Origin of the sequence: Aestuariirhabdus haliotis, assembly GCF_023509475.1 — a bacterium.
Lineage (GTDB): Bacteria > Pseudomonadota > Gammaproteobacteria > Pseudomonadales > Aestuariirhabdaceae > Aestuariirhabdus > Aestuariirhabdus haliotis.
The window spans coordinates 1-24,550 of sequence record NZ_JAKSDZ010000012.1 but is presented as its reverse complement, the minus strand read 5'-3'; the positions used below and the strand labels follow the sequence as shown (position 1 = coordinate 24,550).

Sequence of the window (24,550 nt, the reverse complement as noted above, 5' to 3'; positions counted from 1 at the left end):
GGCATCGGGCACCCATGAACATCATAATCCCCAGTATCATCGCTATTACTCTTTACCTGGCGGCCACCGTATATCAGGTTCCCGCGCTGTTACGGGCTCGCCCGGTAAACAAGTCCCTGTTGCAACTGCTGGCTTTGGGTGGTGCGACTGCACAAACTTTTAGCATCTATTTCACCCTTCACACCCCGGCCGGCATCAACCTTAGCTTCTTTAATGTTGGCTCCCTGGTCTCATGGGCCATCGTTCTGGTTGTTTTGCTGAGCAGCCTCAAAAAACCTGTTGAGAGCTTATTCGCCGGGTTAATTCCCGTTGCTGCCCTCTGTGTCATGCTGGCTGCAACGGGAGCAACACCTGAAGCGATTCTTAACAATACTCAGGCACCAACCATCATCCATATATTGCTGTCCATTACAGCCTACAGCTTGTTGACCATTGCGACGGTTCAGGCGCTGCTATTGGCCTACCAGGAACACAGGATTAAAACCAAACACCCTCGTGGTCTTGGCCGTATCTTCCCACCTCTGCAAACCATGGATATCCTGCTGTTCGAATTCATATGGGTTGGCATGATATTGCTAACGCTCTCGCTAGTTACCGGGATCATCTACATCGACAACATGTTTGCCCAGCAACTGACCCATAAGACATTACTCTCCCTTGTGGCCTGGGTTGTGTATGCCGTATTGCTGTGGGGGCGCCATCAACGGGGTTGGCGGGGGCTTACAGCAGCTCGCTGGACCCTGGCAGGTTTTGCCCTGCTGATGCTGTCTTATTTCGGTAGTAAATTCGTTCTCGATCTACTGCTTCAATAAGTTGCCTTTTTTCACTACACTGCCTGTCCAAGACACAGAAAGAGAATTCCCCGTTTGAACGACATTCCCCTGGGCTACCTATTTGCCACCCTGGGCCTATTAATACTCAGCTCCGCCTTCTTCTCCAGTTCTGAAACCGGAATGATGGCACTTAATCGCTATCGACTGAAACACCTTGCCCAAAAGGGACACTCTGGCGCACAACGTGCCAGTCGGTTGCTCGAACGCCCTGATCGCCTGATCGGTATCATTCTGATCGGCAACAATTTTGTTAATATTTTCGCCTCCGTGATAGCTACGGTAATTGCTGTTCGGCTCTGGGGAGACGCAGGTATCGCCATCGCCACCGGCGCACTCACCCTGGTGATCCTGATTTTTGCTGAGGTGACTCCCAAGACCCTGGCCGCATTGCACCCTGAACGCATCGCTTTTCCCGCCAGCATTCTGTTAACCCCTTTATTGTGGCTACTCTACCCGGCGGTCTGGCTGGTAAACATTATCACCAACGGCCTGCTGCGAGTGCTGGGGGTTAATCCCGAAGCAACCACCGAGCATCACCTGAATGCAGACGAGCTGCGTACCGTAGTGCATGAATCGAAACAGAAGCTGCCCCGCAAGCGCCAGGGCATGCTGCTCAATATTCTCGATCTGGAAAAGGTGTCGGTGGATCACATTATGATTCCCCGCAACGAAATTAATGGCATCGATATCGAGGACGACCTGGCGGTAATCGTCGAGCAACTGCGAGCCAGCCAACATACCCGCATGCCCATTTTTAAAGGTGACATTAACAACCTGATTGGTTTGCTGCACATGCGTAATTTCTCCCGCTTTCTAATCCGGGAAGAACAAAGCAAGGCCGCCCTGCTGCAGGAAGCAAAAGACCCCTATTTCGTACCCGAAAACACACCACTGCACACTCAAATGTTCAACTTCCAGAAAGAGAAGCAACGACTGGGTTTCGTGGTAGACGAATACGGTGACGTACAGGGCATGATCACTCTGGATGATATTCTTGAAGAGATCGTCGGAGAATTCACCACAGATGTAGCCGACATCAACCAGGACATTACTCCCAGAAGCGACGGCAGTTTTCATATTGACGGCACAGCCACCATCCGTGAAATCAACAAAACGTTGAACTGGGAGTTACCAGTAGATGGGCCAAAAACACTCAACGGCTTGATTGTCGAGCGACTCGAATCCATTCCGGAAACCAATATTTGCTTAAGCATTGGCGAATACCGTATCGAAACAGTTCTTATTAAAGACAACATGATCAAAACAGCCAACCTGAACCATTTTGATCCCAGCCATCGCTGATCAAGGTCCAGTAGAAAAAGCCGGCAGCGTTATCAGAAAAGACTATCAACCGTCTTCTGCTAGCAACACCACTCGATTGCTGCCTTCATTCTTGGATGAGTAAAGCAACTCATCCAGAGCTTCCAGCAACTGCTCAACATCCGCACCTTGACCACCCATTACAACGCCGACATTGACAGTAAAACCTACCGATTCGCCCGTATGGGTATAAACCGGATCTCTTTCGCAAGCCAACCGCAAGCGCTCAGCCAACTTATGTGCCTGCTCTTTGTTAGCATTTCTCAACAAGGCTACAAACTTGTCTCCGGCATATCGCCCTACAATATCAGCACCACGGAGATGAGCTTTCATCATTCCCCCAAAACACCTCAGCACCTTATCTCCGATATATTGTCCGTAGGTGCGATTGATACGCTTACAACCATCGATATCGAACATGAGAATCGCAAAATCCTGCCCGGACTCAGCCTGGGATAAAGCGGACTTCATGCTACTGATAAGGCCATAGCGGTTACTCAAGCCTGTCAGCGAATCCATTGCCGCCTGACGATAAAACTGCATTAGCAGGTGCAAGTACCCCATTTGCGCCCATAGAGTGATCATCACCAGTGTGGAGATCAACCAAAAACTAAGAAGCGCCCCCGAACTAAGCAGGGAATCCGACGCCCAAAGATCCAGAAAAAGGCAGGCCACCACCACAGAACAACATAGCACCCCCTCCAAAAGGGTCAGGGGAAAAATGGCCAATGCCGCAATATAAACAAAGGGCAACAGCGAGTAGCTGGCCACCACCCCGGCAGAATCCGCGCCCAGCACCGCCCTCGAAAACAGATAAAAGCCACACAGCAGCAACACAAACGAAGCTAACAAAAAGTGAATCCCATACGGGGCTTCCCATTTAGTACTAAAACTGCCAATACCCAGCAAGAACACAACCAGGCCAATGCGAGAGGCCACGATTGGAAAGACATGGGGCTCTGATAAAGCGACAAGATCGAACGGTATCCAAAGCGCGCAAAGACCCGCAAAGGCATAGCTGAACAGTTTCAAACGTCGCGCTATATAGCCAGCACGCGTACATTTAAAATCATCAGAATGGTGACTGGCTCTCACCAGATCAGCGATATGAAACCTTACATTCAATATACTCATAAGGCGTGACAACATGTCCGGGGACTCCTGCCTGTATTTACTTGATGAAATTGGTTAAGACCCTTCATAGCCAACCGTTTATACGTTAGCCAGCTATTTCTGGCTTTCTTTTTCGCTCTTTTAATCAGTCTCTTGAACAAAAACACATCCCAGTCATTGGCTCGGCAACCTTATATGAGCCCGCTTTAAAACCGCTTCTTGGGGAGTATGTCACCCTTCTGAACTAGAAAAATAATCGACTATGGTCCAATATTGATGCTAATCAAACGATGGTGAACTAAAAAAGCTTGATGGGGTAGCCACAGCCTTTAGCTGCTATAGTAAGCTGCCAACGTTCTTTATGGCCAAAACTAAAACCAAGAAGGTAGAACTGATGAAAAAAGTAATTGCTAGTGCTGCAGCTCTGCTGCTATCCGCCTCTGTATTTGCTGCTGATGGCAAAGCCGTATACGAAAAAGCCTGCAAAGTATGCCACGCCGCTGGAGTAGCCGGTGCACCTAAAGCAAACGACGCCGCCGCCTGGGAGCCCCGCCTTGCATTGGGTATGGACGCTTTGCTAGCCAGCGTCAAGAACGGTAAAAATGCGATGCCTGCCGGTGCTATGTGTGCCGATTGCTCCGATGACGACTATAAGGCTGCGATTGAGTACATGAGTAAGTAATCACGCTATAGCAAGCATACTGTAGTCATAGATTACAGTGTCAAAAAGGCCACCTTCATTGGTGGCCTTTTTTTATGAATTATCGTCAGAGTCCCCCATCCGATAGCTCAACTGCGGTTACTGAGCAGCATTGCCTCGTGGGGTCAAGGGATCAGGGTACCGATATTAACCGGGATAACCTTCTCCCCCATATCACCAAGTGTCATGGGCGCAGACATCCCTCTGGAATCACCCGATTTGGCCCCTGCCGTGCCTGACTTGGACAGGGTTGCCACTAACACCAGAGGAACATCCGCCGCAATATCCGGGGCCTGTCCCAACAGATTGCTATCATCCAGAGTAATCAGGGCAGGCAACTCCCTAGCGCTGAATTTGACAGCCGCTATGGGCATCGGCGGTCCACCCGCTCGCTTAAGCGCAACAAATACCGTTTCCCCGGCAGAGACCTCTGAGACCAAAGCCGTATCCAGCTCCACCAACACCTTGACGGGCTTGCCACCCAACAACCCAGCGTCCGATGACGTTTGAGGCTGGCTGGAAACCGCAGCAGCGGGTGAAGGCATTTCACCACCGCTTTGTGCCAGTTGTTGCCTGGCCACTTCAATCGCCTGACGAATACCTTCCTCACTCATACCTTCACGGGCATTGGCTAGCATGGTTTCCCAATAGGTAATCGATTGAGCAAAGCGCCCCTGATCAAAGGCAACCATCCCTAAAAGCCCATTCAGCTGAGGGTCATTTGGGTCGTCAGCCAGCGCTCGATCGATGATCGACTGAACTTCTGGTGTCATTTGATTGCCAGCGCCAAAATAGAGTGCCTGGGCTTTCTGGGACAAAATTTCTGCATGCTCCTGACCCAGGATCTCGGTGACCCTGTCAAACGCTGTTACCGCTTCCTCATATCGCCCAATGGAGAGATAGATACGGCCCAGGGTAAACCAGCCTTGGGAGTTATCAGGGTTCGCCTTAAGCTCCTCCTTCAAGCTGGCCAGCATCTCAACCATGCCTCCGGCAGCATGAGGGTTGTCAGCTTCATTGGCCGGTTGCGCCGTCAACAGGGCGCTGGCCCCCAACTGGAAATAGAGCCCGTAGCTGCTGATTGGAAGCAGTACCAGCAACACGGCAGGCAATAGCCATCGCTTGCCTTCGTAAAGGGCTTTTTTCTCGCTTGCCATAGAAGCATCTTCGAGCAGAGCACGCTGCTGCTCCAACTGCAACTTAGCAAATTCGGCCTGATCAATTTTACCTTCGGCATGCTCGGCTTCGAGCTCAGCAAGGCGCTCTCGATAGACCGTCACGTTAACCGCTGCTTCATCCAGCGCGCCGGTTTCGGTTTTTTTAGACCGCAACAAAGGCACCAGCACAAACGACAACGCCACCACAACCATCACAACTGTAACTAACCAAAAGACAACCATTGATCTCTAGTCCACCCTAATTGAGAAAAACCCTGACAAGCTGTGCAGGATTCTATCCGATAACGTTAACCGATGCGCGCCCCTATCGGGCGTGCTGTCGAAGACCTTCCCTGGGTTGTACCATCAGCGAAGCGATATGTTTAGCCAGTGCTCCCCCCCAATGGGAATACCCCTCTTGTGAAGGATGAAAACCATCCCTGGCCAGCATCTCTGGCGTTAATTCCAGCCCCGGATTGAGCCGGCTGATATGCATCCCGGCGATCTGATTGTTTTGGTGCTCAACCACTCGCATCAGTTCATCATCCAGCATTCGTGCACGACAACCCAACCACCACTTCAACGGAGGCGCCAAGGCCGTAAACCGACCCATTTCCGGCACCGCCGAAAAAACCACAATATCGGCATTCAGCTCAAGATTTTCGATCAGAGCTTCAAGCTGTAAACGCCATCGACGAAGAGAAACCAGCCCCTTGGTGTCGTTGACCCCCAAGACCACTACCACCGCGTCAAACTTGCACGCATGCAGAACCTTATCGCCAGCAACTCGCTGAGCCCACTGCCGGGCGTTGCTGCCCGTTTCCCCCATCTCAGACCAGTGCACCTGCGCATCCAGCTCGCCAATCAGGGCCCTGGCCGTCTGGCAAGCCAACCCCTGTCGCCGGGATTCCACGCCGACGCCGGCAACGGGTGACTCACCCAGTAGATGTAGACGCAACACCGGATGCTCTGATTCACCTTCACAGCCTTCAGGGGCGCCCTCGGCGTCGGGCAGGCGTTCCGTACGGTGGCGTATCCACAGCCCTTGCAGAATCAACACGGGAGACAGCAACAAGCCTATATACCAACCCAGCCGATACCACTTAACGCTCACCTAACCCCCGTCCCATAGACGCTGCTCGTTGATTAGCTGCATCGATAACCTGCCGGCGCTGGTCATCGTCCATCTCCCGCCACTGCATAATCTCCTGATCAGAGCGATAACAGCCCACACAGATATCATCCTCATCCAGCGCACAAATACTGACACAGGGGGATGCCACTGGCCGAGTCGTCATTCCGATTGCCCTTGTATAAAGCGGGGATCGGGACGAAGCTCTTGTCGATAACGCTTGCTGTTGGCCACGTAATGCTGGGCACCCGCTGCCAGCATCAATTGCTGACTCTCGCTCAGCTGCTTAACCACCTTGCCTGGCGATCCCATCACAACAGAACCATCCGGGATCTCCTTGCCTTCCGGAACCAGGGCATTGGCACCAATAATACAGTTACGGCCAATCTTAGCCCCATTCAAAACCACAGCATTGATTCCAATCAAGGACCCATCACCGACATCGCAACCATGCAACATCACCTTGTGACCAACGGTGACATTCGCCCCCAGAGTCAAGGGAAAGCCAGGATCAGTATGCAATACCGAACCGTCCTGGACATTGCTGTTTTCACCGATGGTGATCAGCTCATTATCACCACGAATCACCGCGTTAAACCACACACTGGCATTCGCCTCCAGGCGAACCGAGCCAATCACAGAGGCGCTCTCGGCGATGTAAAAATCCTGGGTAGCAGTTTCTAACTGCCGATCTCCCAATTGGTAGATCATAGGTATTCTCCTGATTACAGATTCTGGATAAGTGGAGGAAAGGGGTTATTCGATGCCTAACCGCTTCAGGATGACTCAGCATTAATAAACTGGCGGACATAGACAATCGATACCTGAAGGCTAGCGATTCAGGTTTTCAGTGCTGAACTGTGGGGCATGCAGGGGAATACCCGCATCGAGCGCAACATTAAGCAACTCGACCAGCATCACCGCTGTCAGCCCCCAAATTTGGTAGCCATCGTACTCATACGCGGGAACATAATAGGTTTTTTGCTGGAAGCGGATGGAATCGGTACGAAGCCGTTTATCCTCCAGAAAGAACGATAAAGGTACCGAAAAAATACAGTCCAGTTCATCCAGATTCGCCTCCAGCTGTGCATCGGCTGGAATAATGCCAACAAAAGGCGTGACCTTGATACCAAAGCGGGAAACCAGAGGGCCCATCTCTGCCAGTCGAGTTACCGTAGAGGGATCCAGGCCGATCTCCTCATGGCTTTCCCTCAGCGCGGTATGCCACAGATCCCGATCTTCCAGATCCCTTTTGCCACCAGGAAAAGCCACTTCGCCACTGTGAGTCGAAAGTTGTTCAGATCTCAGGGTCAGCACCAGCTCAACTTCTCCTGCACGCTCGCGCAACGGAATCAGCACCCCGGCCTCGGGCAAATCGCGTGCCTCCGAGGCACCAATCAACTGACGGGGCTGGTGTTGTCGTAAACGGCTTTTGAGTTGATTAATCATGACTTAAGGCTGGCAACCCAGCACCTGACCCCTCCCTCGGGATCTAATTTAGCTGTCAACCATTATTGCCAGATGGCCACCAGACTGCAATGACGTGAACCACAAGCCTTAACGCTTTATGCACTTGGACGGGTGGTAATTGGATTAACTAATAACAAAACGATCAAACAGAGCCGTATACATACCGCGATCCGGGTTTTACCATCGTTACTACCACCGCCATAACAGGGGGATGGCACATGCAAACCCTACCATCATTCGATGAACTCCATCATCTGGCCGAAGACGACCCGGAACGCTTTGAGCAGCTCAAAAGTCAGTTGATACAGGAATTCATCCAAGAGGCTCCGCAACACCTGCAACCCCGGCTTCGTGGCATACAATTCCAGGCCGAGATGCAAACACGACACAGCACCAACCCCGTCAGTCGTTGTATCACCCTGTCGAGCATGATGTTTGAGGCTCTGGAATCATTAAAACAGGCGATTAGCCACCCGGCATCGGGACCACGACAAAAAGCCGTTATCTACCCCTTACAAACCTCACCACCCGGCGCCCCGTAAAAGCCGTTACATTTCCTATCCCAGCCCCCTATACTGGACCGGCATTCGACGTTAATGGGGGGTAGTTAATGAAGTTTTGTAGTGATTGCGGCGCCACAGTAGGGCTAAACATTCCCGAAGGAGACAATCGTCCCCGTTACATCTGCACCCGATGCGACATGATTCATTATCAAAACCCCAAGATCGTCGCCGGCTGCATTCCGGTTTACGATAACCGCATTCTGCTTTGCAAACGCGCCATAGAACCGCGCTACGGCTACTGGACCCTACCCGCCGGGTTTATGGAGAACGGTGAAAGCTGCGAAGAAGGCGCAGCCCGGGAAACCGAAGAGGAAGCCTGCGCCCAGGTTGAGAACCTGAGGCTCTACACCTTGTTTAGCTTGCCCCATATCGATCAGGTTCATCTCTTTTATCTGGCCGATATGACCACCGAGCACTTTGCTCCAGGCAGCGAAAGCCTGATGACTCAATTGCTTCCGGAAGCAGAGATTCCCTGGGACGAGCTAGCCTTCCCAACCATCGGACGCACTCTCAGATATTATTTTGCCGACCGCCAGGCCGGCCATTTTCCGGTTCGCTCTGAAGCCCTGCTTCGCCCCGTACGAGCCAATTAGCGATACTTTGCTAGACGTTCACATTATAAATCTTCGATTCGCCAAACCTCATAGGCTGGCGTTTCATAGGGGTGAGCTTGCTTCAAAACCTTCACAACGGTGCGAATAAGTTCATCGGTGCACACCATCTCTACCTTGTACTCGCTGACCCGCTCTAATTCGCCGACATCACCAATAAAAGGGTCCGCTCCTTCAAGGGCCATAAACTGTCCCTCACCCAGAGTTTGCCAGGCGCACCGGCCATAGTTGCCGATGCGGCCCGCACCGGCAGCAAACAGCGCCTCCTTGAGGCTTTCAAGGTGACTGGGTGGAACGAAAACGGCCAGCTTGTACAAGCGTTACCTGCTATCGAGTAGTAAAGAGTTTGATGACTTCACCTTCACGGAACACCGTCATCTCAATCCGGTCACCTTTCTTGAGCTGAGCGACCCGTTTGCGGATGGGAGAATCAGCAGCATCGAGCAATTCATCGGTCAGCTGAATCCCCATGATACCAATGATGATATCGCCCCCCAATACCAGACTGTCGTTACCATATTTGATCGGCAAGGTGCCTGGCCTCAGGCCCAGAAAATACGCCGGAGAATTCTTCGCCACCCGCTGCACCAGCAAACCGAAGTCCTGTGGCACGTTAAGTGCTTTGGCCTCTGCTGGCCCCATTACCATCACCTCGACACCCGCCCAAAAGCTTTTTTCATCGAGCAGCATGCGTTTGGCCAAATTAATGGTAGAGGCAAACCCCAAACCCTCGTTACCGCCGGAGCGCGTGCGAATATGGCTGACAATGCCAATCACTTCACCTTTCAGGTTAAACATGGGGCCACCGGAATTGCCCTGATTAATAGCCGCATCGGTCTGTAAGAATTCGACCGGGGTTAACTGGCCGCGAACCCGCCCAACCTCACGGCGGCCGGTCACATACCCTACCGAAAGCGTGTGTTTGACCCCATAAGGGGAACCGATAACAAAAATCTGCTCGCCGACACGCACCTTGTCTGAATCTCCCAGCTTGGCCACCGAGAGCTTTTTGGGTAGAGAATCCAGCTTTAACAAGGCCACATCCGTTGACGCATCCGCTGACTTCACTTTGGCACTGATCAGTTCTCCAGAAGAAAACTCAACGACAACCGCATCGGCCAACTCCACCACATGGTTCGCCGTCATGATCAATCCATCTTTGGAGATCACTATCCCGGTACCCAAACCACTGCTTGAGCGCATTGCATTGCTTTTCTTGGGATCGATTACCTGCTCACTGATGCGGATGGTCACGACACTCGGATCCACCTTCGCAAACAGATCGGCAATCGGTGACGCCTGCACATTAAAGGCGATTAGCAAAGCCGCCAACCACAGTGGTCGAGACAACATAATTACCGGGGAAAATCTCACGCGGAATAACTCCTGATTAACATGCAATTATCGAAGCACGATGACAGCTCCGAATACAGGGTGCAAGCGCTCGTTACAAACAGGGCAATAATGGTCAATGTCCTACAAAATAGCCCTTCACTCACAACGTAGTCTTACAAAGGTGATATTGATCGTAAAACTGATCGTATTATAATTTGAGCCGTAGTATGAAGCAGTTTGATTAGGGAGAACGACATGGATGACAAGCTAAGCGGGAAGGAAGCCCTGCTGCTCGGCGCCGCCTTCACAACTTTATGTATCAGCCTATATCTGGTTTTGAGCCAGCTTCAGTAACAGGCTCATATAGACCCAAAAACAACAAACCCCGCACAAGCGGGGTTTGTTGTTTTTGGCATAAGCTAAATTAAGTAAAATACCATCCTGACTAATAAGACTATTTCTACTGGAAATACCCTCTCAACCAAGAAAGTACCGCTCCTAAAAACGGTACCCCCCAATTCAGCAACAGATCAATCGATCCAAACCCGAGCGTTGCGGAACATGCGCAGCCAGGCGCCATCTTCATTCCAGCTATCAGGTGCCCAGGAATTCTGTAACGCCCGGAATACTCGTTCAGGGTGAGGCATCATAATCGTAACCCGACCATCCAGACTGCTCAGGCCTGCGATACCCTCTGGCGAACCATTAGGGTTGGCCGGATACTGCTCGGTCACCTGACCGTAGTTATCAACATAACGTAGCGCCGCCAACGATTGTTGATTAACGCTGGCCAGCTGATCCGCACTGGCAAATTCGGCATGACCTTCACCATGGGCAATGGCGATCGGCATTCTTGAACCTTCCATGCCCTTAAGCAAAATGGAAGCGCTCGATTGCACTTCAACCATCGCTACCCGCGCCTCAAACTGCTCCGAACGGTTACGCACAAAGTGTGGCCAGTGTTCGGTACCAGGGATCAGCTCATGCAGATTCGATAGCATCTGGCAGCCATTGCAAACACCCAGAGCAAAGCTATCCTGACGAGCAAAGAAATCACCAAATTGCTTCCTACCCTGCTCATTAAAGAGAATAGATTTGGCCCAACCTTCTCCGGCACCCAATACGTCACCGTAGGAGAAACCGCCACAAGCCACCAGCCCCTTAAAGCGCGCCAGATCCACCTCTCCAGACAACAACTGGCTCATATGAAGGTCAACGCTATTAAAACCGGCACGATCAAACGCCGCCGCCATTTCAATATGTCCGTTCACTCCCTGCTCGCGCAGCACGGCGATTTCAGGGCGTACGCCTTTATTGATATAAGGCGCACTGATGTCTTCGTTGACATCAAAACTCAACTCAACATGCAGGCCGGGATCATCACGGTCGGCAATCGCATCAAACTCCTGCAGTGCACAATCGCTGTTATCGCGCAAAGCTTGAATACGATAGCTGGTTTCGGCCCACCAGCTTTGATATTGCTCGAGTGAATTTTCCAGCAAAGTCTCGCCGGCAAACAGCAAACTCAGGCTATCGCTAGCTTCTACCGAGCCAATCACGGTGCTCTGCTCACCAAGGCCTGCCGCATTCAGTTGTTGCAACACATGCTCGGTATCAGCTTGCCGCACCTGAACCACCGCACCCAGCTCTTCGTTAAAGAGCACCGCCAGAGCATCTTCCTGAGTATCGCAAATGCGCTCCAGATGCACTTCCACACCGGCGCGGCCAGCAAATGCCATCTCGGCCAGCGTCACGAACAGACCACCATCCGACCGGTCATGATAAGCCAGCAACTTTTGGTCGCGGTTCAGCCCCTGAATTACCGCAAAGAAAGCTTTCAGGTCTTCAGAATCATCGAGGTCTGCCGGTGTTTCCCCCACGGCCTTGAACACCTGCGCCAGGGCACTGCCGCCGAGACGATTCTGACCGTTACCCAAATCAATAAGGATAAGATCCGTATCCCCCTGATCGGTACGCAGCTCAGGAGTTAGAGTACGGCGTACATCCTGGACCGGAGCAAAGGCTGAAATAACCAGCGATAAGGGTGCAGTCACGGATTTGTCTTCACCCTCCGCTTGCCACTGGGTACGCATCGACATGGAGTCTTTACCCACAGGTACGCAGATACCCAGCTCAGGGCAGGTCTCCATGCCGACGGCCCGAACCGTATCGTACAGGTTTTCATCCTCACCCGGATGTCCAGCGGCCGCCATCCAGTTGGCAGACAGTTTGATATCGGAGAGCTTGTCGATACTTGCAGCGGCAATATTGGTGATCGCCTCAGCGATCGCCATGCGTCCGGAAGCCGGCGCATCCAACAAGGCAACCGGGGTGCGTTCACCCATGGCCATAGCTTCGCCGGTAACCCCGCGATAATCAGTCGCAGTGACCGCACAATCGGCAACGGGCACCTGCCAGGGGCCGACCATCTGATCACGAGCCACGGTACCGGTGATCGAACGATCGCCAATGGTTATCAGGAAACTTTTACTGGCCACCGAAGGTAGTTTGAGAACACGTTCGGCGGCTTCCATCAATTCAATGTTGTCGGTATCAAAGGGTTGGGCTTCAAAAGGCTGGCGGCTGACGCTGCGATGCATCCGGGGTGGTTTGCCCAGCAACACCGACAAGGGCATATCAACCGGGTTGTTCTTGAAATGGCGATCGCCAACTCGCAGATGCTCCTCTTCGGTGGCTTCACCAATCACCGCGTAGGGGCAACGCTCGCGCTCACAAATCGCTTCGAATCGCGACAGATTCTGAGGCGCTACCGCCATCACATAGCGTTCCTGAGACTCGTTACACCAGACGGCCAGTGGGCTCATGCCCGGCTCATCATTGGGAACATTACGTAGCTCGAAGTCGCCACCGCGGCCACCATCGCTAACCAGCTCTGGAAACGCATTGGACAGACCACCCGCGCCGACATCGTGAATAAAGGCGATAGGGTTGTCATCACCCAGTTGCCAGCAGCCATCGATCACTTCCTGGCAACGACGCTCCATTTCCGGGTTACCACGCTGCACCGAGGCAAAATCAAGATCGGCACTACTGGTGCCGGTCGCCATCGACGATGCGGCACCACCACCAAGACCAATCTGCATGGCGGGCCCGCCCAGCACAATCAGCTTGGCACCAACAGGGATCTCGCCTTTTTCAACATGATCGGCGCGAATATTACCCAGGCCACCGGCGATCATAATAGGCTTGTGGTAACCGCGCATCTCAACACCGTTGGCCCCCGGGGCCAGCTCTTCAAAGGTGCGGAAGTATCCACAGAGATTGGGACGGCCAAATTCGTTGTTAAAGCTGGCGCCCCCAATCGGACCCTCAACCATAATATCCAGCGCCGAGACGATACGTTCCGGCTTGCCGTAATTACCCTCCCAGGGCTGGCGAAAACCGGGAATATTAAGATTGGAAACAGTAAAACCGGTCAGACCCGCCTTGGGTTTGGAGCCTTTACCCGTGGCACCCTCGTCACGAATTTCGCCGCCGGAGCCAGTCGCTGCGCCCGAAAAGGGGGCGATCGCTGTCGGGTGGTTGTGGGTCTCCACCTTCATCAGAATATGCACCGCCTCTTCTGAAGCTTCGTAGGTGCGACTTTCAGGGTTCGGGAAGAATCGTGTTGCCTGAAAGCCTTCAATCACCGAAGCGTTGTCTTTGTAGGCCGACAGCACGCCTTCGCCGTGCAACTGGTGAGTATTGCGGATCATGGCAAACAGGGACTTCTCCTGCGCTTCGCCGTCGATATCCCAGCTGGCATTAAAAATCTTGTGCCGGCAGTGTTCCGAGTTTGCCTGGGCAAACATCATCAATTCGATATCGGAAGGGTCACGTTCCAGAGCCTGAAAACTGTCGACCAGATAGTCAATTTCATCATCAGCCAGGGCCAGACCGAGCGCAACATTGGCCTCAACCAGCGCTTGCCGTCCACCTTCCAGAATACCAACGGTGGCCATTGGCGCTGGCTCCGAGGTGGCAAACAACGCTTGAGCTTCTGCCGTACTGGCAAAGACGGCCTCGGTCATACGGTCGTGCAGTGCCGGCAGCAGAGTCTCCAGTTGTGTCTGGGACAGCGCGTCATCGGCTTCGATATAGTACGCAACCCCTCGCTCGATACGTCGTATCGAATTCAGGCCACAGTTGTGGGCGATATCGCTGGCCTTGCTCGACCAGGGTGAAATAGTCCCCGGACGCGGCACCACTAAAAGCAGTTGTCCGAGGGGATCATGAGAGGCTATAGCGGGGCCATAGCGAAGCAGGCGATCCAGCACTTGCTGTTCGTTGACCGTGAGTTCCTCGGCCAGATCGGCAAAGTGAATATATTCGGCATAGACCCCGGAAACCGAGGGGACCAGCGTCTGCAAGGACCCTAGCAGTTTATTGGCACGAAATTCTGAAAGGGCAGGTGCGCCACGCAACTCAAGCATCGTTTAACTATCCTCTGGCAGGCATCTGGAGCGGCTGGTTTCGGGGCTACGGTTAGCGGCCCACAGCCCCCGAACGACGGAGGATTGCCAGCACAATCAGGGGGGTGAAAATTTGCGCGTATCATACTCCATTCCCCTGCCGACAACCAGCCACAGGTTTCTCCTGTGGCACGAACACAGTATGATGTCGGCAGTATCCAATCTAGCCACAGGTGTGTATGGGAATAGGTCGTCTTTCGGGTTCCCTGCCAGTATGGGCATTTATCGCAGTTACCGCCCTGAGTTTATTCCTGACGGGCTGTGACAAACCGACCCAACTGGAGCAAATTCAACAGCAAAACAAGCTCTTGATGCTCACGCGCAACACCCCGACAACGTACTTTCACGATCGCGATGAGCCCAGCGGGTTTGAGTACGAACTCGCTCGCCAATTCGCCAACGAGCTGGGCGTCGAACTTGAGGTTCGCGCCATCAGCTCGGTCGAAGAGCTGATCAACACCTTGATTCGCCCGGCCTTTGAACAGCCCGTGACCTTTGCCGCCGCAGGACTCAGCATCACCCCCGAGCGCCAACAAAAGGTGGCTTTTTCACCGCCCTACATGAACATCAACCTGCATCTGGTGTACAACCGCAAACTGCCCAAGCCAGCTGCGTTCGACCAGCTTACCGAGGGCGAGCTGGTGGTTGAGCAAGGGGGGCACCACGAAGAGCGTGTGCGTTCACTGATCGCCGACTTCGAACCCCAATGGAGCAGCAGTGATGAGCTGGAAAGCATGGACCTGCTGCAGATGGTCGATGATGGCGAAATCGCCTACACCATTGTCGACTCCAACCTCTGGGCAACCAACTACATCTATTTCCCCAACGCCCGTATCGCCTTTGACCTGCAACCCGGCGAGCAACTCGCCTGGGCGTTTCCCAAGGGTAAGGATCGCAGCCTGCAACAAGAGGCCGAGCAATTTTTCGCTCGCATTGCCCAGGACGGTACCCTGGCGCACCTGAACGAACGCTTCTACGGCCACGTCGACCAGCTGGACTATGTCGGTGTTCGCACCTTTATGCGCCAGCTGGACAATCGCCTGCCCAAGTATCGGGAGCTCTTTATCGGTGCGGCCCAGCAACATGAACTGGATTGGAAATTACTCGCCGCCGTTGGCTATCAGGAATCCCATTGGCGACCCACTGCCCGCTCACCAACCGGAGTCAGGGGGCTGATGATGCTTACCCTGCCCACAGCCAAGGAAATGGATGTGGACAATCGACTGGACCCGGTGCAGAGCATTAATGGCGGCGCTCGCTACTTTGCCAAAATAAAACGACGCATACCGGAAAGTATTCGCGAGCCTGATCGCACCTGGATGGCACTGGCAGCCTACAATGTGGGACGCGGCCATCTGGAAGACGCCCGGGTGATTACCGAAAAACGCGGCGGAAATCCCAATCGCTGGGTAGATGTGAAAAAAAACCTGCCTCTGCTCGCCCAGAAGAAATGGTACAAGAGCACCCGCTATGGCTATGCCCGTGGCCATGAACCCGTCGCTTACGTACAAAACATTCGCCGTTACTACGATCTGATACGGTGGACCGAAACGCCTCAGGTAGAAGCCAGCCAGTTGGCCCAAACCTCTCACGAACCGGGTATCAGCGAAGAGGCCATTAGCGAACCCAGCCTGACCGACAATCAGGGTAGCGCCGCCAACAAGATCAATTAATTCAGGACAGTGGCGGCTTGCCTCGTGCGGCGCGCTTCTCGGCTCGCCGGCGCTGGAAAAACCCCGAAATCAAGGCCGAGCTCTCCTGCGCCAAAATGCCCCCCGTCACCTCAATACGGTGATTCATGGCTTCCTGCTCAAGTACCCTGGATGTACTGAGGATCGCACCAGCCTTGGGTTCTGTTGCCCCATATACCAAGCGCTGAATCCGGCTATGGATCAATGCCCCCGCACACATCGTGCAAGGCTCCAGGGTGACATACAACGTGCAATCGATCAGACGATAGTTATTCAGGCAGCGGGCAGCATCCTGCAACGCCAGTATTTCTGCATGAGCGACAGGATTGCAGGCGCTGATCGGCTGGTTAAAACCTGTACCCACCAAACGGCCGGCATGAACAACCAACGCTCCCACCGGCACCTCATCGCATTGCGCCGCACGCTGGGCCTGCTCCAGGGCCAGACGCATCCAATGCTCATCATCGAAAATGGCAGGGGAAGCATGGGTATCGGGAGGAGTCATAACAAACAGGGCTATCAGGTATCGGGGCTACCCACCGGGTAACCCCGATTATTTTCAGGGCATCTGGTCCACTTCGTCTTCTTCTTTCTGCGGCGGTAGCAGATCTTCGCGGGTAATATCCATAAACAACAGAATATTCGCCGCCACGTAGATGGAAGAGTAGGTACCCACACCGACACCGATAATCAACGCCAGGGCAAAGCCATGGATCATCTCACCACCAAAGTAGAACAGCGCAACCAGCACCAGCATGGTGGTTAAGGAGGTCACTACGGTTCGCCCAAAGGTTTGGGTCAATGAGGAGTTGATGATATCGGTTTCGCTACCCTTACGCATTTTGCGGAAGTTTTCACGAATGCGGTCTGACACCACAATGGTATCGTTTAGCGAGTAACCGATAACCGACAGCACTGCGGCCAGTACGGTCAGGTCAAAGCCAATACCAAGCAGGGAAAACATGCCCAGTACAATAATGACATCGTGTGCCAGAGCCACTACGGCGCCCACGGCAAACTTGTACTGGAATCGCACCGCGATATAGACCATCACCAGCAACAAAGCCAGCAACATGCCCAGACCGCCCTGCTCTCGCAGCTCTTCACCTACCTGAGGGCCGACAAACTCGACCCGGCGCAAATCGATCTTGCCATCGTAGGATGCTTGCAATGAATCGACCACCGAATCCCCCAGCTTGGGGTCATCTCCGGGCATGCGAATCAAAACATCACTGGCACTGCCATAATCCTGCACCACTGTGTCTTCAAAACCGGCGGCGGCAAGATCATCACGGATTTTTTGCAGATCGGCGGCTCGGTCATAACCTAACTCGACCAGGGTACCACCGGTAAAATCCAGCCCGAACTGAAGGCCATTAACCCCCAGAGTAGCGATCGAACCCAGCACCAGTACGGCGGAGATGGCCACAGCCAACATCCGCGCACCCATAAAATTAATAACTTTTTTGGCTGACATAGTTGTCTCTCCTATCCGCGACCATTAAATCCAGAGTCGCTTGAGCTGGCGTCCGCCAAAGCTCAGGTTGACCATGGCCCGTGAAACGACAATCGCCGTAAACATGGAGATAACGATACCCAGCGACAGGGTCACCGCGAAGCCTTTCACCGGCCCGGTACCCACTGCATAGAGAATCACCGCCACCAACAAGGTGGTGATATTGGCATCAAAGATGGTCACAAACGCCCGATCATAACCCTCGTGGATCGCCCGTTGAGGCGACAGCCCGTTGGCCAGCTCTTCCCGTATTCGCGAGAAGATCAGCACGTTGGCATCCACCGCCATACCCACGGTTAACACGATACCGGCGATACCCGGCAGGGTCAGGGTAGCCGACAGCATCGACATCAGGGCCACCAGCAAGGCCAGGTTCAGGGTCAGGGCAATATTGGCAAAGAGACCAAACACCTTGTAATAGGCCAGCATAAAGATCAGCACCAGCGTGAAGCCAATCACCACGGAGTTCACCCCCATGCGGATATTGTCTTTACCCAGGCTAGGCCCAACCGTACGCTCTTCGACAAAATACATCGGCGCCGCCAACGCACCGGCGCGCAGCAGCAACGCCAACTCGGAGGACTCTCCCACACCATCGAGGCCGGTAATACGGAAGCTGGTACCTAAAGCACTCTGAATGGTGGCAAGGCTGATTACCTCTTTCTCTTCCCGGAAACCCGGCACTCGAACCTGAACCTTCTCGCCATCCACCACCTGGGTTTCAATGCGAGTGGTAGGCTTCTGTTCGATAAAGAGTACTGCCATACGACGACCAACATTATCGCGGGTAGCACGGTTCATCAACTGTCCGCCGCTACTATCAAGGCGAATATTGACCTGGGGGCGACCGTTCTCATCGAAGTTGGACTGGGCATTGGACACCCGGTCACCACTGATAATGATATTGCGCTCGAGTCGCGCCGGTGACTGCCGATTTTCCTTGTAGGGAAAGGTTTCGGTCGAACTGGCCGAGGCATCGGCGGTGGCCTCGAGACGGAACTCGAGGTTGGCCGTCTTGCCCAGAATACGCTTGGCTTCTGCGGTATCCTGAACACCCGGCAACTGCACCACGATACGGTTACGACCCTGGCGCTGCACCAGCGGCTCGGAAACCCCCAGCTCATTCACCCGGTTACGCACAGTGGTCAGGTTCTGCTTGATCGCGTAATCCTCAATCTCGCGAACCTCATTCTCCTTCAGGGTAAAGCTGAGGAAAAAACCGTCGTCCTTGTCACGAGTATCGACGTTGAGTTCATTGTATTCGCCACTGATACGGCTGGCCGCTTCATCACGGGTCTCGGCATCGGCAAACTTGAGCTGACGAGCACCATTGTCCAGTGCCGGAGCCGAGCGATACCGCAGGCGCTCTTTTCGCAGCAAGGTACGAATTTCACTGTTGTAGACCTTAAGGCGAGTCTCCACCGCGCGCTGCATATCGACTTCCAGCAGGAAGTGGACACCACCGCTGAGATCCAGACCCAGCTTCATTGGGCCTGCGCCCAGGGAATCGAGCCATTCCGGTGTGGTTGGTGCCAGGTTTAGCGCGACCACATAGTCATCACCAAAACTTTTCTTGATAGCCTCTTTGGCGGCCAACTGGTCTTCTGAATCGGTTAAACGAAGCAGTGCCGACCTTTCCAGTAATTCACCGGACTTAACCGAAATGTTCGCTTCAGCAAGGGCTTTTTCGGCTTTGGTAATGACCGATTGATCAATTTTCAGCGATGTACGCTGGCCAGTAATCTGAATAGAGGGATCGTCGGGATAGAGATTGGGCAGCGCATAGATGCCTCCCAGCACTAACGCCACGACAATCAGCAGGTACTTCCATAACGGGTATGTATTGAGCATCGTTGTGCCCTGATGGTTATCCATGGAAAAGCCGCAGCCTGCGTTATGCAGAAGCTGCGGCCGAAATTACAGCATTAAAGCCGCGATTAGATCGCTTTAATCGTGCCCTTGGGCAGTGCTGCAGCGACAGAAGCCTTCTGAAAGTTCAACTCGACATTCTCAGACACTTTCAAAGTAACGAAGTCATCGCTGACTTTGGTGACCTTGCCCAGAATACCGCCACTGGTTACCACTTCATCACCCTTGGTGATGCCACCGATCAAATCTTTATGCTCTTTGGCACGCTTGCTCTGGGGACGCCAAATGATGAAGTAGAAGATCAACACGAAACCGCCCAGCATCAGTAACTGGCCCATCATACTTGGTCCGGCAGCAGCGCCAGCAGCGGCGGTTTCAGCTACGGCTTCACTGATAAAAAAGCTCATGTATAACAATCTCCAAACTAGGTTTATTAGAAATAGGAATTCAAAAAGGCCCGCGACTCATCCTGAGTCGGTTGCGTGCCGTCAAAATTGGGTTTAGTCCAGCAGCGGCGTCTCTTGCCCCCGTTTGCGATAGAACTCATCCACAAAGGCGTCCAATTTACCCTGTTCAATGGCATCTCGCAAACCGGCCATCAAACGCTGGTAAAAGCGCAGGTTATGGATGGTGTTGAGCTGTGAACCCAGAATCTCATTACATTTATCCAGGTGGTGCAAATAGGCACGGCTAAAATTCTTACAGGTATAGCAATCGCATTCTGCATCAAGCGTCGCATTATCGCGCTTATGGGGGGAGTTACGAATTCGCACCACCCCGGTCGAGGTAAACAGGTGGCCGTTGCGGGCATTACGGGTCGGCATCACACAATCAAACATATCCACCCCGCGACGCACCGACTCGACGATATCCTCGGGCGTTCCAACCCCCATCAGATAACGGGGACGATCTTCCGGCATCAACGGTGTTACCCCATCGAGCACCTTCATCATTTCATCTTTGGGCTCACCGACCGAGAGTCCACCAATGGCATAGCCGTCGAAACCGATCTCGTTGAGGCCTTCCAGCGAGCGCTCGCGCAGATCCTGGTGCATGCCCCCCTGAATAATACCGAACAGCGCCGACGGGTTATCGCCGTGGGCGTCCTTACTGCGCCTGGCCCAGCGCAGAGACAACTCCATCGAGGTTTCCGCCGTTTTTTCATCCGCCGGATAGGGTGTGCACTCGTCGAAGATCATCACAATGTCGGAACCCAGCTTTCGCTGCACCTCCATGGACACTTCCGGGCTCAGGAACACCTTGGCACCATCCACCGGAGAACGGAACGATACCCCCTCTTCGGTGATCTTGCGCAGATCCCCCAGGCTGAACACCTGGAAGCCGCCGGAGTCGGTCAGGATCGGACCCTGCCAACCATTAAAATCGTGCAGGTCGCCATGAGACTGAATAATCTCGGTACCCGGGCGCAACATCAGGTGGAAGGTATTACCCAGAATGATCTCCGCACCAATCTCCTCAATATCCCGAGGCAGCATACCCTTCACCGTGCCATAGGTACCGACCGGCATAAACGCCGGGGTCTCGACGGTGCCGCGGGGAAAGGTCAAGCGGCCACGGCGGGCTCGGCCATCTTTGCCGAGCTGGTCAAACTTCATAAAGCATTCTCTGCTCATCACTGGGGCTCCTGGGTCGAGCGGGTAGGCGCCGGGCTTAACAGCATGGCGTCTCCGTAACTGAAAAATCGGTACTGCTCATCCACCGCGGTGCGGTAAGCCTGCATCATATGCTCATAGCCTGCAAACGCCGATACCAACATCAGTAACGTGGACTCGGGCAGATGAAAGTTGGTAATCAACAGGTCCACCGACTGAAATCGGTAACCCGGGTAAATAAAGATGTCGGTTTCACCGCAATAGGGCTTTATATCACCGCCGGCGCTGGCGGTTTCCAGGCAGCGCACACTGGTGGTGCCCACGGCAACCACTCGCCCACCACGAGCACGGCAGGCGTTAACCGCATCGCAGGTAGCCTGATCCACTTCGAGATATTCCGAATGCATTTGATGGTCTTCGATACGCTCGACCCGCACCGGCTGGAAAGTACCCGCCCCCACATGCAGGGTAACAAAGGCGGTTTCAACGCCTTTGTCAGCCAAGCGCTGCAGTAACGGCTGATCGAAGTGTAAACCGGCAGTCGGGGCCGCTACCGCACCTTCATGCTGGGCATATACCGTCTGGTAACGCTCGCGATCCTCGGCCTGATCATCCCGTTCCATATAGGGTGGCAAGGGCATATGGCCGTGCTGGTCGAGCAGTTCCAGTACCGAGGCCTCAGCGTCGAAACGAATTCGGAACAGGCTGCCTTGCCGCTCCACCATGGTCGCCTCAATGGCCCCCTCAAGCAGCAGACGAGTGCCAGGCTTGGGCGACTTGCTGGAACGCACATGGGCCAGTACCTCGTGGGCGTCCAATACCCGTTCCACCAACACTTCCAGCTTGCCTCCCGTGGCTTTTTGCCCGAACAAGCGAGCCGGAATTACCCGGGTGTTGTTCATCACCAGCAGATCTCCGGGCTGCAACAACTCATCCAGATCGGAGAACTGGCGATGGGTTAATGCGCCATTTTTCCCATCCACGCAGAGCAATCGGCTGCTACTGCGGTCGGCTTTGGGGTAACGGGCGATCAACTCATCAGGAAGATCGAAACGAAAGTCACTAACTTGCATAGAAACGAAGGAGCCTGGCGATAAATAGGATATAAAGAGTGCGTGGTGCAAAAAAGGGCCGGGATTTTACCGAAAAACAGCGCCATATGCCATGCTGGCTAGCCTGTGCGCCTTTTAGCAGAAGGCGTCTCCCCTCCAATGGTTCCTCTTCAGACCGCCAGCCAGTGATGATTATCCAGCATCGGTATCGACGTACTCCTCCAACCGGTTGCCCAAAACACTATCAAAAATCGATCACCATTGGTTCGCAAAAAGCGCAAGGCACAACCGGCTTCAGGCCTGATAGCGCGAGTCATCCCCCTACTCCAAAAAACACCTCATACCAATAGCATTATTGCCTGCGACAATTGGTCACGCGACATTCCGTCACATCCGCTCGCCTGACCTTTTTGATAAATTCCTCCGCCATTCTAAAAAGCCGTTCCTGGAAGAACCATGATAAAAACAGCTGCTGAAAAAAGCTCACAAAATACCGTATCACATCAGTATTCCTACGCCTGGCGCTGGCATTTCTACGCGGGCTTATATGTTATTCCTTTTATGCTGATGCTCAGCATCACCGGACTGATTATGCTGTTATATAAGCCTGTGATTGCCCCGGCACTCTATGGCGAACTGCTCGACGTGACTGCAGAAGACGGGGCCTATGCCCCCTGGACGGAACAGCAACAAGTGGTTCAACAGGCCTACCCCGACGCAACCATCACTCAACTGAGTTTGCCGCTCAACGCCGAGCAAAGCACTTTGTTTACCGTCAAAAGTGCTGAGGGGGAAAATATCAACGTCTACCTCAACCCTTACAGCGCCAAGTTGCTCGGCAGCAACAGTAAAGATGACAGCCTGTATGCTCTCGCCGACGAAATTCACGGCACCTTTTTATTGGGAAAAACCGGAGACGCCCTGATCGAACTCGCTGCCGGTTTTACTCTGGTGCTGATTCTTTCCGGCCTTTATATGTGGTGGCCACGCAACCGCCAGAGCTGGCGGCAAACCCTGTTACCCCAACTGAGACTGAACGGACGTGGGTTATGGAAGTCGCTGCACAAAAGTCTGGGGGGCTGGCTGGCTATCGCGCTGTTGTTCCTCGCCATTACCGGCCTGTCCTGGACCGGCATCTGGGGAGCAAAAATCGTACAGCCCTGGAACAGCTTCCCAATAGGGGTTTACGACGGCATACCCACTTCGACCAAAACCCACGCCAGCCTTAATCCCGGCGTCATTGAAGAGATCCCCTGGAACCTGGAACAAACGCCGCTGCCCGAATCCGGCTCCAGCGCCGGCACAGCGGCCATTACCTCCGCCGTCAATCTCGATAGCGTGGTTCAACATGCCTACGGCCTGGGTATGAAGGGCTTTCGGGTGAATCTGCCCCGCGATGAGCGCGGCGTTTACACCATTGTTGCCGCCACCATGAACAAGGATCCCATCGCCCCGACCCAGGACCGCACGGTGCACATCGATCAATACACCGGCAACATCCTGATGGATATTCGCTTCGAGGATTACGGCCTGATGGCAAAAGCCATGGCCATTGGCGTGCCGTTGCATATGGGCTTATGGGGTACCGCTAACCTGGTGCTGAACGTGCTGGTGTGCCTGGGCTGCATCTTCCTGTCGATCAGCGGTCTGATCCTCTGGTGGAAACGCCGCCCCGCCGGTGCCAGGCTCAGCATAAACGCCCCCAAAGCATCATCCGCAAAGCTCTGGAAAGGCGCAATGGGAATCTGGCTGGTAATCGCCGTCACAGTGCCCCTGGTCGGCGCCAGCCTGATCGCTATCACGCTGATCGACAAACTGCTGATCCAACGCCTACTGAAAAGCGACAAGCCACTGGCCGAGCCGAGCTAATAGCGGCAAACTACTGAACCCATTGAGTTTTTGCGTTTAATTGATTTTCTTGATTGACGCCCTTCGATGGATTCGTATAATACCGGCACTGAATTTAGCCAGAGTGGTGAAATTGGTAGACACAGGGGATTCAAAATCCCCCGCCTTAACGGGTGTGCCGGTTCGAGTCCGGCCTCTGGTACCATACTCAAGAGCCTCGTCATTTGACGGGGCTTTTTTGTATCTGAAATTCAC

At 53.7% G+C, this 24,550-nt stretch carries 22 protein-coding genes and 1 tRNA gene; 8 read left to right on the top strand and 15 right to left on the bottom strand.

Annotated features, from left to right (window positions below; translation table 11 throughout):
- Positions 1-14: 14 nt before the first annotated feature.
- Together MIB40_RS09560 and MIB40_RS09555 are read left to right on the top strand one after the other, a co-directional pair.
- A complete protein-coding gene (locus MIB40_RS09560) occupies positions 15-812 on the top strand; it encodes a cytochrome C assembly family protein (RefSeq protein ID WP_249693417.1) in 798 nt (265 codons plus the stop codon).
- A gap of 54 nt (positions 813-866) precedes the next feature.
- Entirely contained in the window at positions 867-2,135 is a 1,269-nt protein-coding gene (locus MIB40_RS09555; RefSeq protein WP_249693414.1) for an HlyC/CorC family transporter, read from the top strand.
- Positions 2,136-2,180: 45 nt separating this feature from the next.
- Here the strand turns inward: MIB40_RS09555 and MIB40_RS09550 are convergent, their stop codons facing one another.
- A complete protein-coding gene (locus tag MIB40_RS09550; protein ID WP_249693412.1) occupies positions 2,181-3,302 on the bottom strand; it encodes a GGDEF domain-containing protein in 1,122 nt (373 codons plus the stop codon).
- Positions 3,303-3,660: 358 nt separating this feature from the next.
- Between MIB40_RS09550 and MIB40_RS09545 the strand changes: the two genes are divergently transcribed.
- Positions 3,661-3,948, top strand: a complete 288-nt coding sequence (locus MIB40_RS09545) for a c-type cytochrome (RefSeq protein WP_249693411.1) — start codon at positions 3,661-3,663, stop codon at positions 3,946-3,948.
- 143 nt (positions 3,949-4,091) lie between these two features.
- On the opposite strand, the gene ccmI is transcribed toward MIB40_RS09545, so the two are convergent.
- The 5 genes from ccmI to MIB40_RS09520 form a co-directional block, all read right to left on the bottom strand.
- The gene (gene ccmI / locus MIB40_RS09540; protein ID WP_249693409.1) at positions 4,092-5,366 is read right to left on the bottom strand and encodes a c-type cytochrome biogenesis protein CcmI; all 1,275 of its coding nucleotides are present in this window, start codon (positions 5,364-5,366) and stop codon (positions 4,092-4,094) included.
- A gap of 82 nt (positions 5,367-5,448) precedes the next feature.
- Positions 5,449-6,237, bottom strand: a complete 789-nt coding sequence (locus tag MIB40_RS09535; protein ID WP_249693407.1) for an SGNH/GDSL hydrolase family protein — start codon at positions 6,235-6,237, stop codon at positions 5,449-5,451.
- Entirely contained in the window at positions 6,227-6,421 is a 195-nt protein-coding gene (locus tag MIB40_RS09530; RefSeq protein ID WP_249693406.1) for a DUF1289 domain-containing protein, read from the bottom strand. Before MIB40_RS09530 ends, MIB40_RS09535 begins: the two co-directional genes overlap by 11 nt.
- A complete protein-coding gene (locus MIB40_RS09525; RefSeq protein ID WP_249693403.1) occupies positions 6,418-6,966 on the bottom strand; it encodes a gamma carbonic anhydrase family protein in 549 nt (182 codons plus the stop codon). Before MIB40_RS09525 ends, MIB40_RS09530 begins: the two co-directional genes overlap by 4 nt.
- A 120-nt stretch (positions 6,967-7,086) precedes the next feature.
- Positions 7,087-7,704, bottom strand: coding sequence for an NUDIX hydrolase (locus tag MIB40_RS09520; protein WP_249693401.1), 618 nt, complete (start codon positions 7,702-7,704; stop codon positions 7,087-7,089).
- A gap of 239 nt (positions 7,705-7,943) precedes the next feature.
- On the opposite strand from MIB40_RS09520, the gene MIB40_RS09515 reads away from it, so the two are divergent.
- Both MIB40_RS09515 and MIB40_RS09510 read left to right on the top strand, forming a co-directional pair.
- Entirely contained in the window at positions 7,944-8,267 is a 324-nt protein-coding gene (locus MIB40_RS09515; protein WP_249693399.1) for a DUF3135 domain-containing protein, read from the top strand.
- A gap of 68 nt (positions 8,268-8,335) precedes the next feature.
- Positions 8,336-8,881 (top strand): NUDIX hydrolase, encoded by a 546-nt coding sequence (locus MIB40_RS09510; protein WP_249693397.1) that lies wholly within the window; start codon positions 8,336-8,338, stop codon positions 8,879-8,881.
- A 23-nt stretch (positions 8,882-8,904) separates the two neighbouring features.
- On the opposite strand, the gene MIB40_RS09505 is transcribed toward MIB40_RS09510, so the two are convergent.
- The 3 genes from MIB40_RS09505 to purL all read right to left on the bottom strand — a co-directional run bounded on the left by MIB40_RS09505 (position 8,905) and on the right by purL (position 14,667).
- Positions 8,905-9,216 (bottom strand): Nif3-like dinuclear metal center hexameric protein, encoded by a 312-nt coding sequence (locus MIB40_RS09505; protein WP_249693395.1) that lies wholly within the window; start codon positions 9,214-9,216, stop codon positions 8,905-8,907.
- A 10-nt stretch (positions 9,217-9,226) separates the two neighbouring features.
- A complete protein-coding gene (locus MIB40_RS09500; protein ID WP_249693393.1) occupies positions 9,227-10,273 on the bottom strand; it encodes a S1C family serine protease in 1,047 nt (348 codons plus the stop codon).
- Positions 10,274-10,764: 491 nt separating this feature from the next.
- Complete coding sequence (purL, locus tag MIB40_RS09495) at positions 10,765-14,667, bottom strand: phosphoribosylformylglycinamidine synthase (protein ID WP_249693391.1); 3,903 nt, start codon at positions 14,665-14,667, stop codon at positions 10,765-10,767.
- A gap of 218 nt (positions 14,668-14,885) precedes the next feature.
- Between purL and mltF the strand changes: the two genes are divergently transcribed.
- On the top strand, positions 14,886-16,379 hold the full coding sequence (mltF, locus tag MIB40_RS09490) for a membrane-bound lytic murein transglycosylase MltF (protein ID WP_249693389.1): 1,494 nt from the start codon (positions 14,886-14,888) through the stop codon (positions 16,377-16,379).
- 1 nt (position 16,380) lies between these two features.
- On the opposite strand, the gene tadA is transcribed toward mltF, so the two are convergent.
- The 6 genes from tadA to queA form a co-directional block, all read right to left on the bottom strand.
- Positions 16,381-16,902: a tRNA adenosine(34) deaminase TadA gene (tadA, locus tag MIB40_RS09485; protein WP_249693387.1), complete on the bottom strand. Its 522-nt coding sequence runs from the start codon at positions 16,900-16,902 to the stop codon at positions 16,381-16,383.
- Between the two features lie 54 nt (positions 16,903-16,956).
- On the bottom strand, positions 16,957-17,874 hold the full coding sequence (gene secF / locus MIB40_RS09480; RefSeq protein WP_249693385.1) for a protein translocase subunit SecF: 918 nt from the start codon (positions 17,872-17,874) through the stop codon (positions 16,957-16,959).
- A 24-nt stretch (positions 17,875-17,898) separates the two neighbouring features.
- Positions 17,899-19,764 carry a protein translocase subunit SecD gene (gene secD / locus MIB40_RS09475; protein WP_249693525.1) on the bottom strand — a complete coding sequence of 622 codons (1,866 nt, stop codon included), beginning with the start codon at positions 19,762-19,764 and terminating at the stop codon, positions 17,899-17,901.
- 86 nt (positions 19,765-19,850) lie between these two features.
- A complete protein-coding gene (gene yajC, locus MIB40_RS09470; protein ID WP_249693382.1) occupies positions 19,851-20,189 on the bottom strand; it encodes a preprotein translocase subunit YajC in 339 nt (112 codons plus the stop codon).
- Between the two features lie 93 nt (positions 20,190-20,282).
- Positions 20,283-21,398: a tRNA guanosine(34) transglycosylase Tgt gene (gene tgt / locus MIB40_RS09465; RefSeq protein WP_249693523.1), complete on the bottom strand. Its 1,116-nt coding sequence runs from the start codon at positions 21,396-21,398 to the stop codon at positions 20,283-20,285.
- A 17-nt stretch (positions 21,399-21,415) separates the two neighbouring features.
- Entirely contained in the window at positions 21,416-22,468 is a 1,053-nt protein-coding gene (gene queA / locus MIB40_RS09460; protein ID WP_249693380.1) for a tRNA preQ1(34) S-adenosylmethionine ribosyltransferase-isomerase QueA, read from the bottom strand.
- A gap of 435 nt (positions 22,469-22,903) precedes the next feature.
- On the opposite strand from queA, the gene MIB40_RS09455 reads away from it, so the two are divergent.
- The gene (locus MIB40_RS09455) at positions 22,904-24,316 is read left to right on the top strand and encodes a PepSY-associated TM helix domain-containing protein (protein WP_249693379.1); all 1,413 of its coding nucleotides are present in this window, start codon (positions 22,904-22,906) and stop codon (positions 24,314-24,316) included.
- A gap of 97 nt (positions 24,317-24,413) precedes the next feature.
- Positions 24,414-24,500: transfer RNA gene (locus MIB40_RS09450), tRNA-Leu, on the top strand.
- Positions 24,501-24,550: the final 50 nt, after the last annotated feature.

Excerpts from the sequence above, each read along its gene's own strand:
- MIB40_RS09560 (WP_249693417.1), top strand. The coding sequence starts at position 15 with ATGAACATCATAATCCCCAGTATCATCGCTATTACTCTTTACCTGGCG.
- MIB40_RS09550 (WP_249693412.1), bottom strand. The coding sequence starts at position 3,302 with ATGTTGTCACGCCTTATGAGTATATTGAATGTAAGGTTTCATATCGCT.
- MIB40_RS09545 (WP_249693411.1), top strand. The coding sequence starts at position 3,661 with ATGAAAAAAGTAATTGCTAGTGCTGCAGCTCTGCTGCTATCCGCCTCT.
- ccmI (WP_249693409.1), bottom strand. The coding sequence starts at position 5,366 with ATGGTTGTCTTTTGGTTAGTTACAGTTGTGATGGTTGTGGTGGCGTTG.
- MIB40_RS09530 (WP_249693406.1), bottom strand. The coding sequence starts at position 6,421 with ATGACGACTCGGCCAGTGGCATCCCCCTGTGTCAGTATTTGTGCGCTG.
- MIB40_RS09525 (WP_249693403.1), bottom strand. The coding sequence starts at position 6,966 with ATGATCTACCAATTGGGAGATCGGCAGTTAGAAACTGCTACCCAGGAT.
- MIB40_RS09520 (WP_249693401.1), bottom strand. The coding sequence starts at position 7,704 with ATGATTAATCAACTCAAAAGCCGTTTACGACAACACCAGCCCCGTCAG.
- MIB40_RS09515 (WP_249693399.1), top strand. The coding sequence starts at position 7,944 with ATGCAAACCCTACCATCATTCGATGAACTCCATCATCTGGCCGAAGAC.
- MIB40_RS09510 (WP_249693397.1), top strand. The coding sequence starts at position 8,336 with ATGAAGTTTTGTAGTGATTGCGGCGCCACAGTAGGGCTAAACATTCCC.
- purL (WP_249693391.1), bottom strand. The coding sequence starts at position 14,667 with ATGCTTGAGTTGCGTGGCGCACCTGCCCTTTCAGAATTTCGTGCCAAT.
- mltF (WP_249693389.1), top strand. The coding sequence starts at position 14,886 with ATGGGAATAGGTCGTCTTTCGGGTTCCCTGCCAGTATGGGCATTTATC.
- tadA (WP_249693387.1), bottom strand. The coding sequence starts at position 16,902 with ATGACTCCTCCCGATACCCATGCTTCCCCTGCCATTTTCGATGATGAG.
- secF (WP_249693385.1), bottom strand. The coding sequence starts at position 17,874 with ATGTCAGCCAAAAAAGTTATTAATTTTATGGGTGCGCGGATGTTGGCT.
- secD (WP_249693525.1), bottom strand. The coding sequence starts at position 19,764 with ATGCTCAATACATACCCGTTATGGAAGTACCTGCTGATTGTCGTGGCG.
- yajC (WP_249693382.1), bottom strand. The coding sequence starts at position 20,189 with ATGAGCTTTTTTATCAGTGAAGCCGTAGCTGAAACCGCCGCTGCTGGC.
- tgt (WP_249693523.1), bottom strand. The coding sequence starts at position 21,398 with ATGAAGTTTGACCAGCTCGGCAAAGATGGCCGAGCCCGCCGTGGCCGC.
- queA (WP_249693380.1), bottom strand. The coding sequence starts at position 22,468 with ATGCAAGTTAGTGACTTTCGTTTCGATCTTCCTGATGAGTTGATCGCC.
- MIB40_RS09455 (WP_249693379.1), top strand. The coding sequence starts at position 22,904 with ATGATAAAAACAGCTGCTGAAAAAAGCTCACAAAATACCGTATCACAT.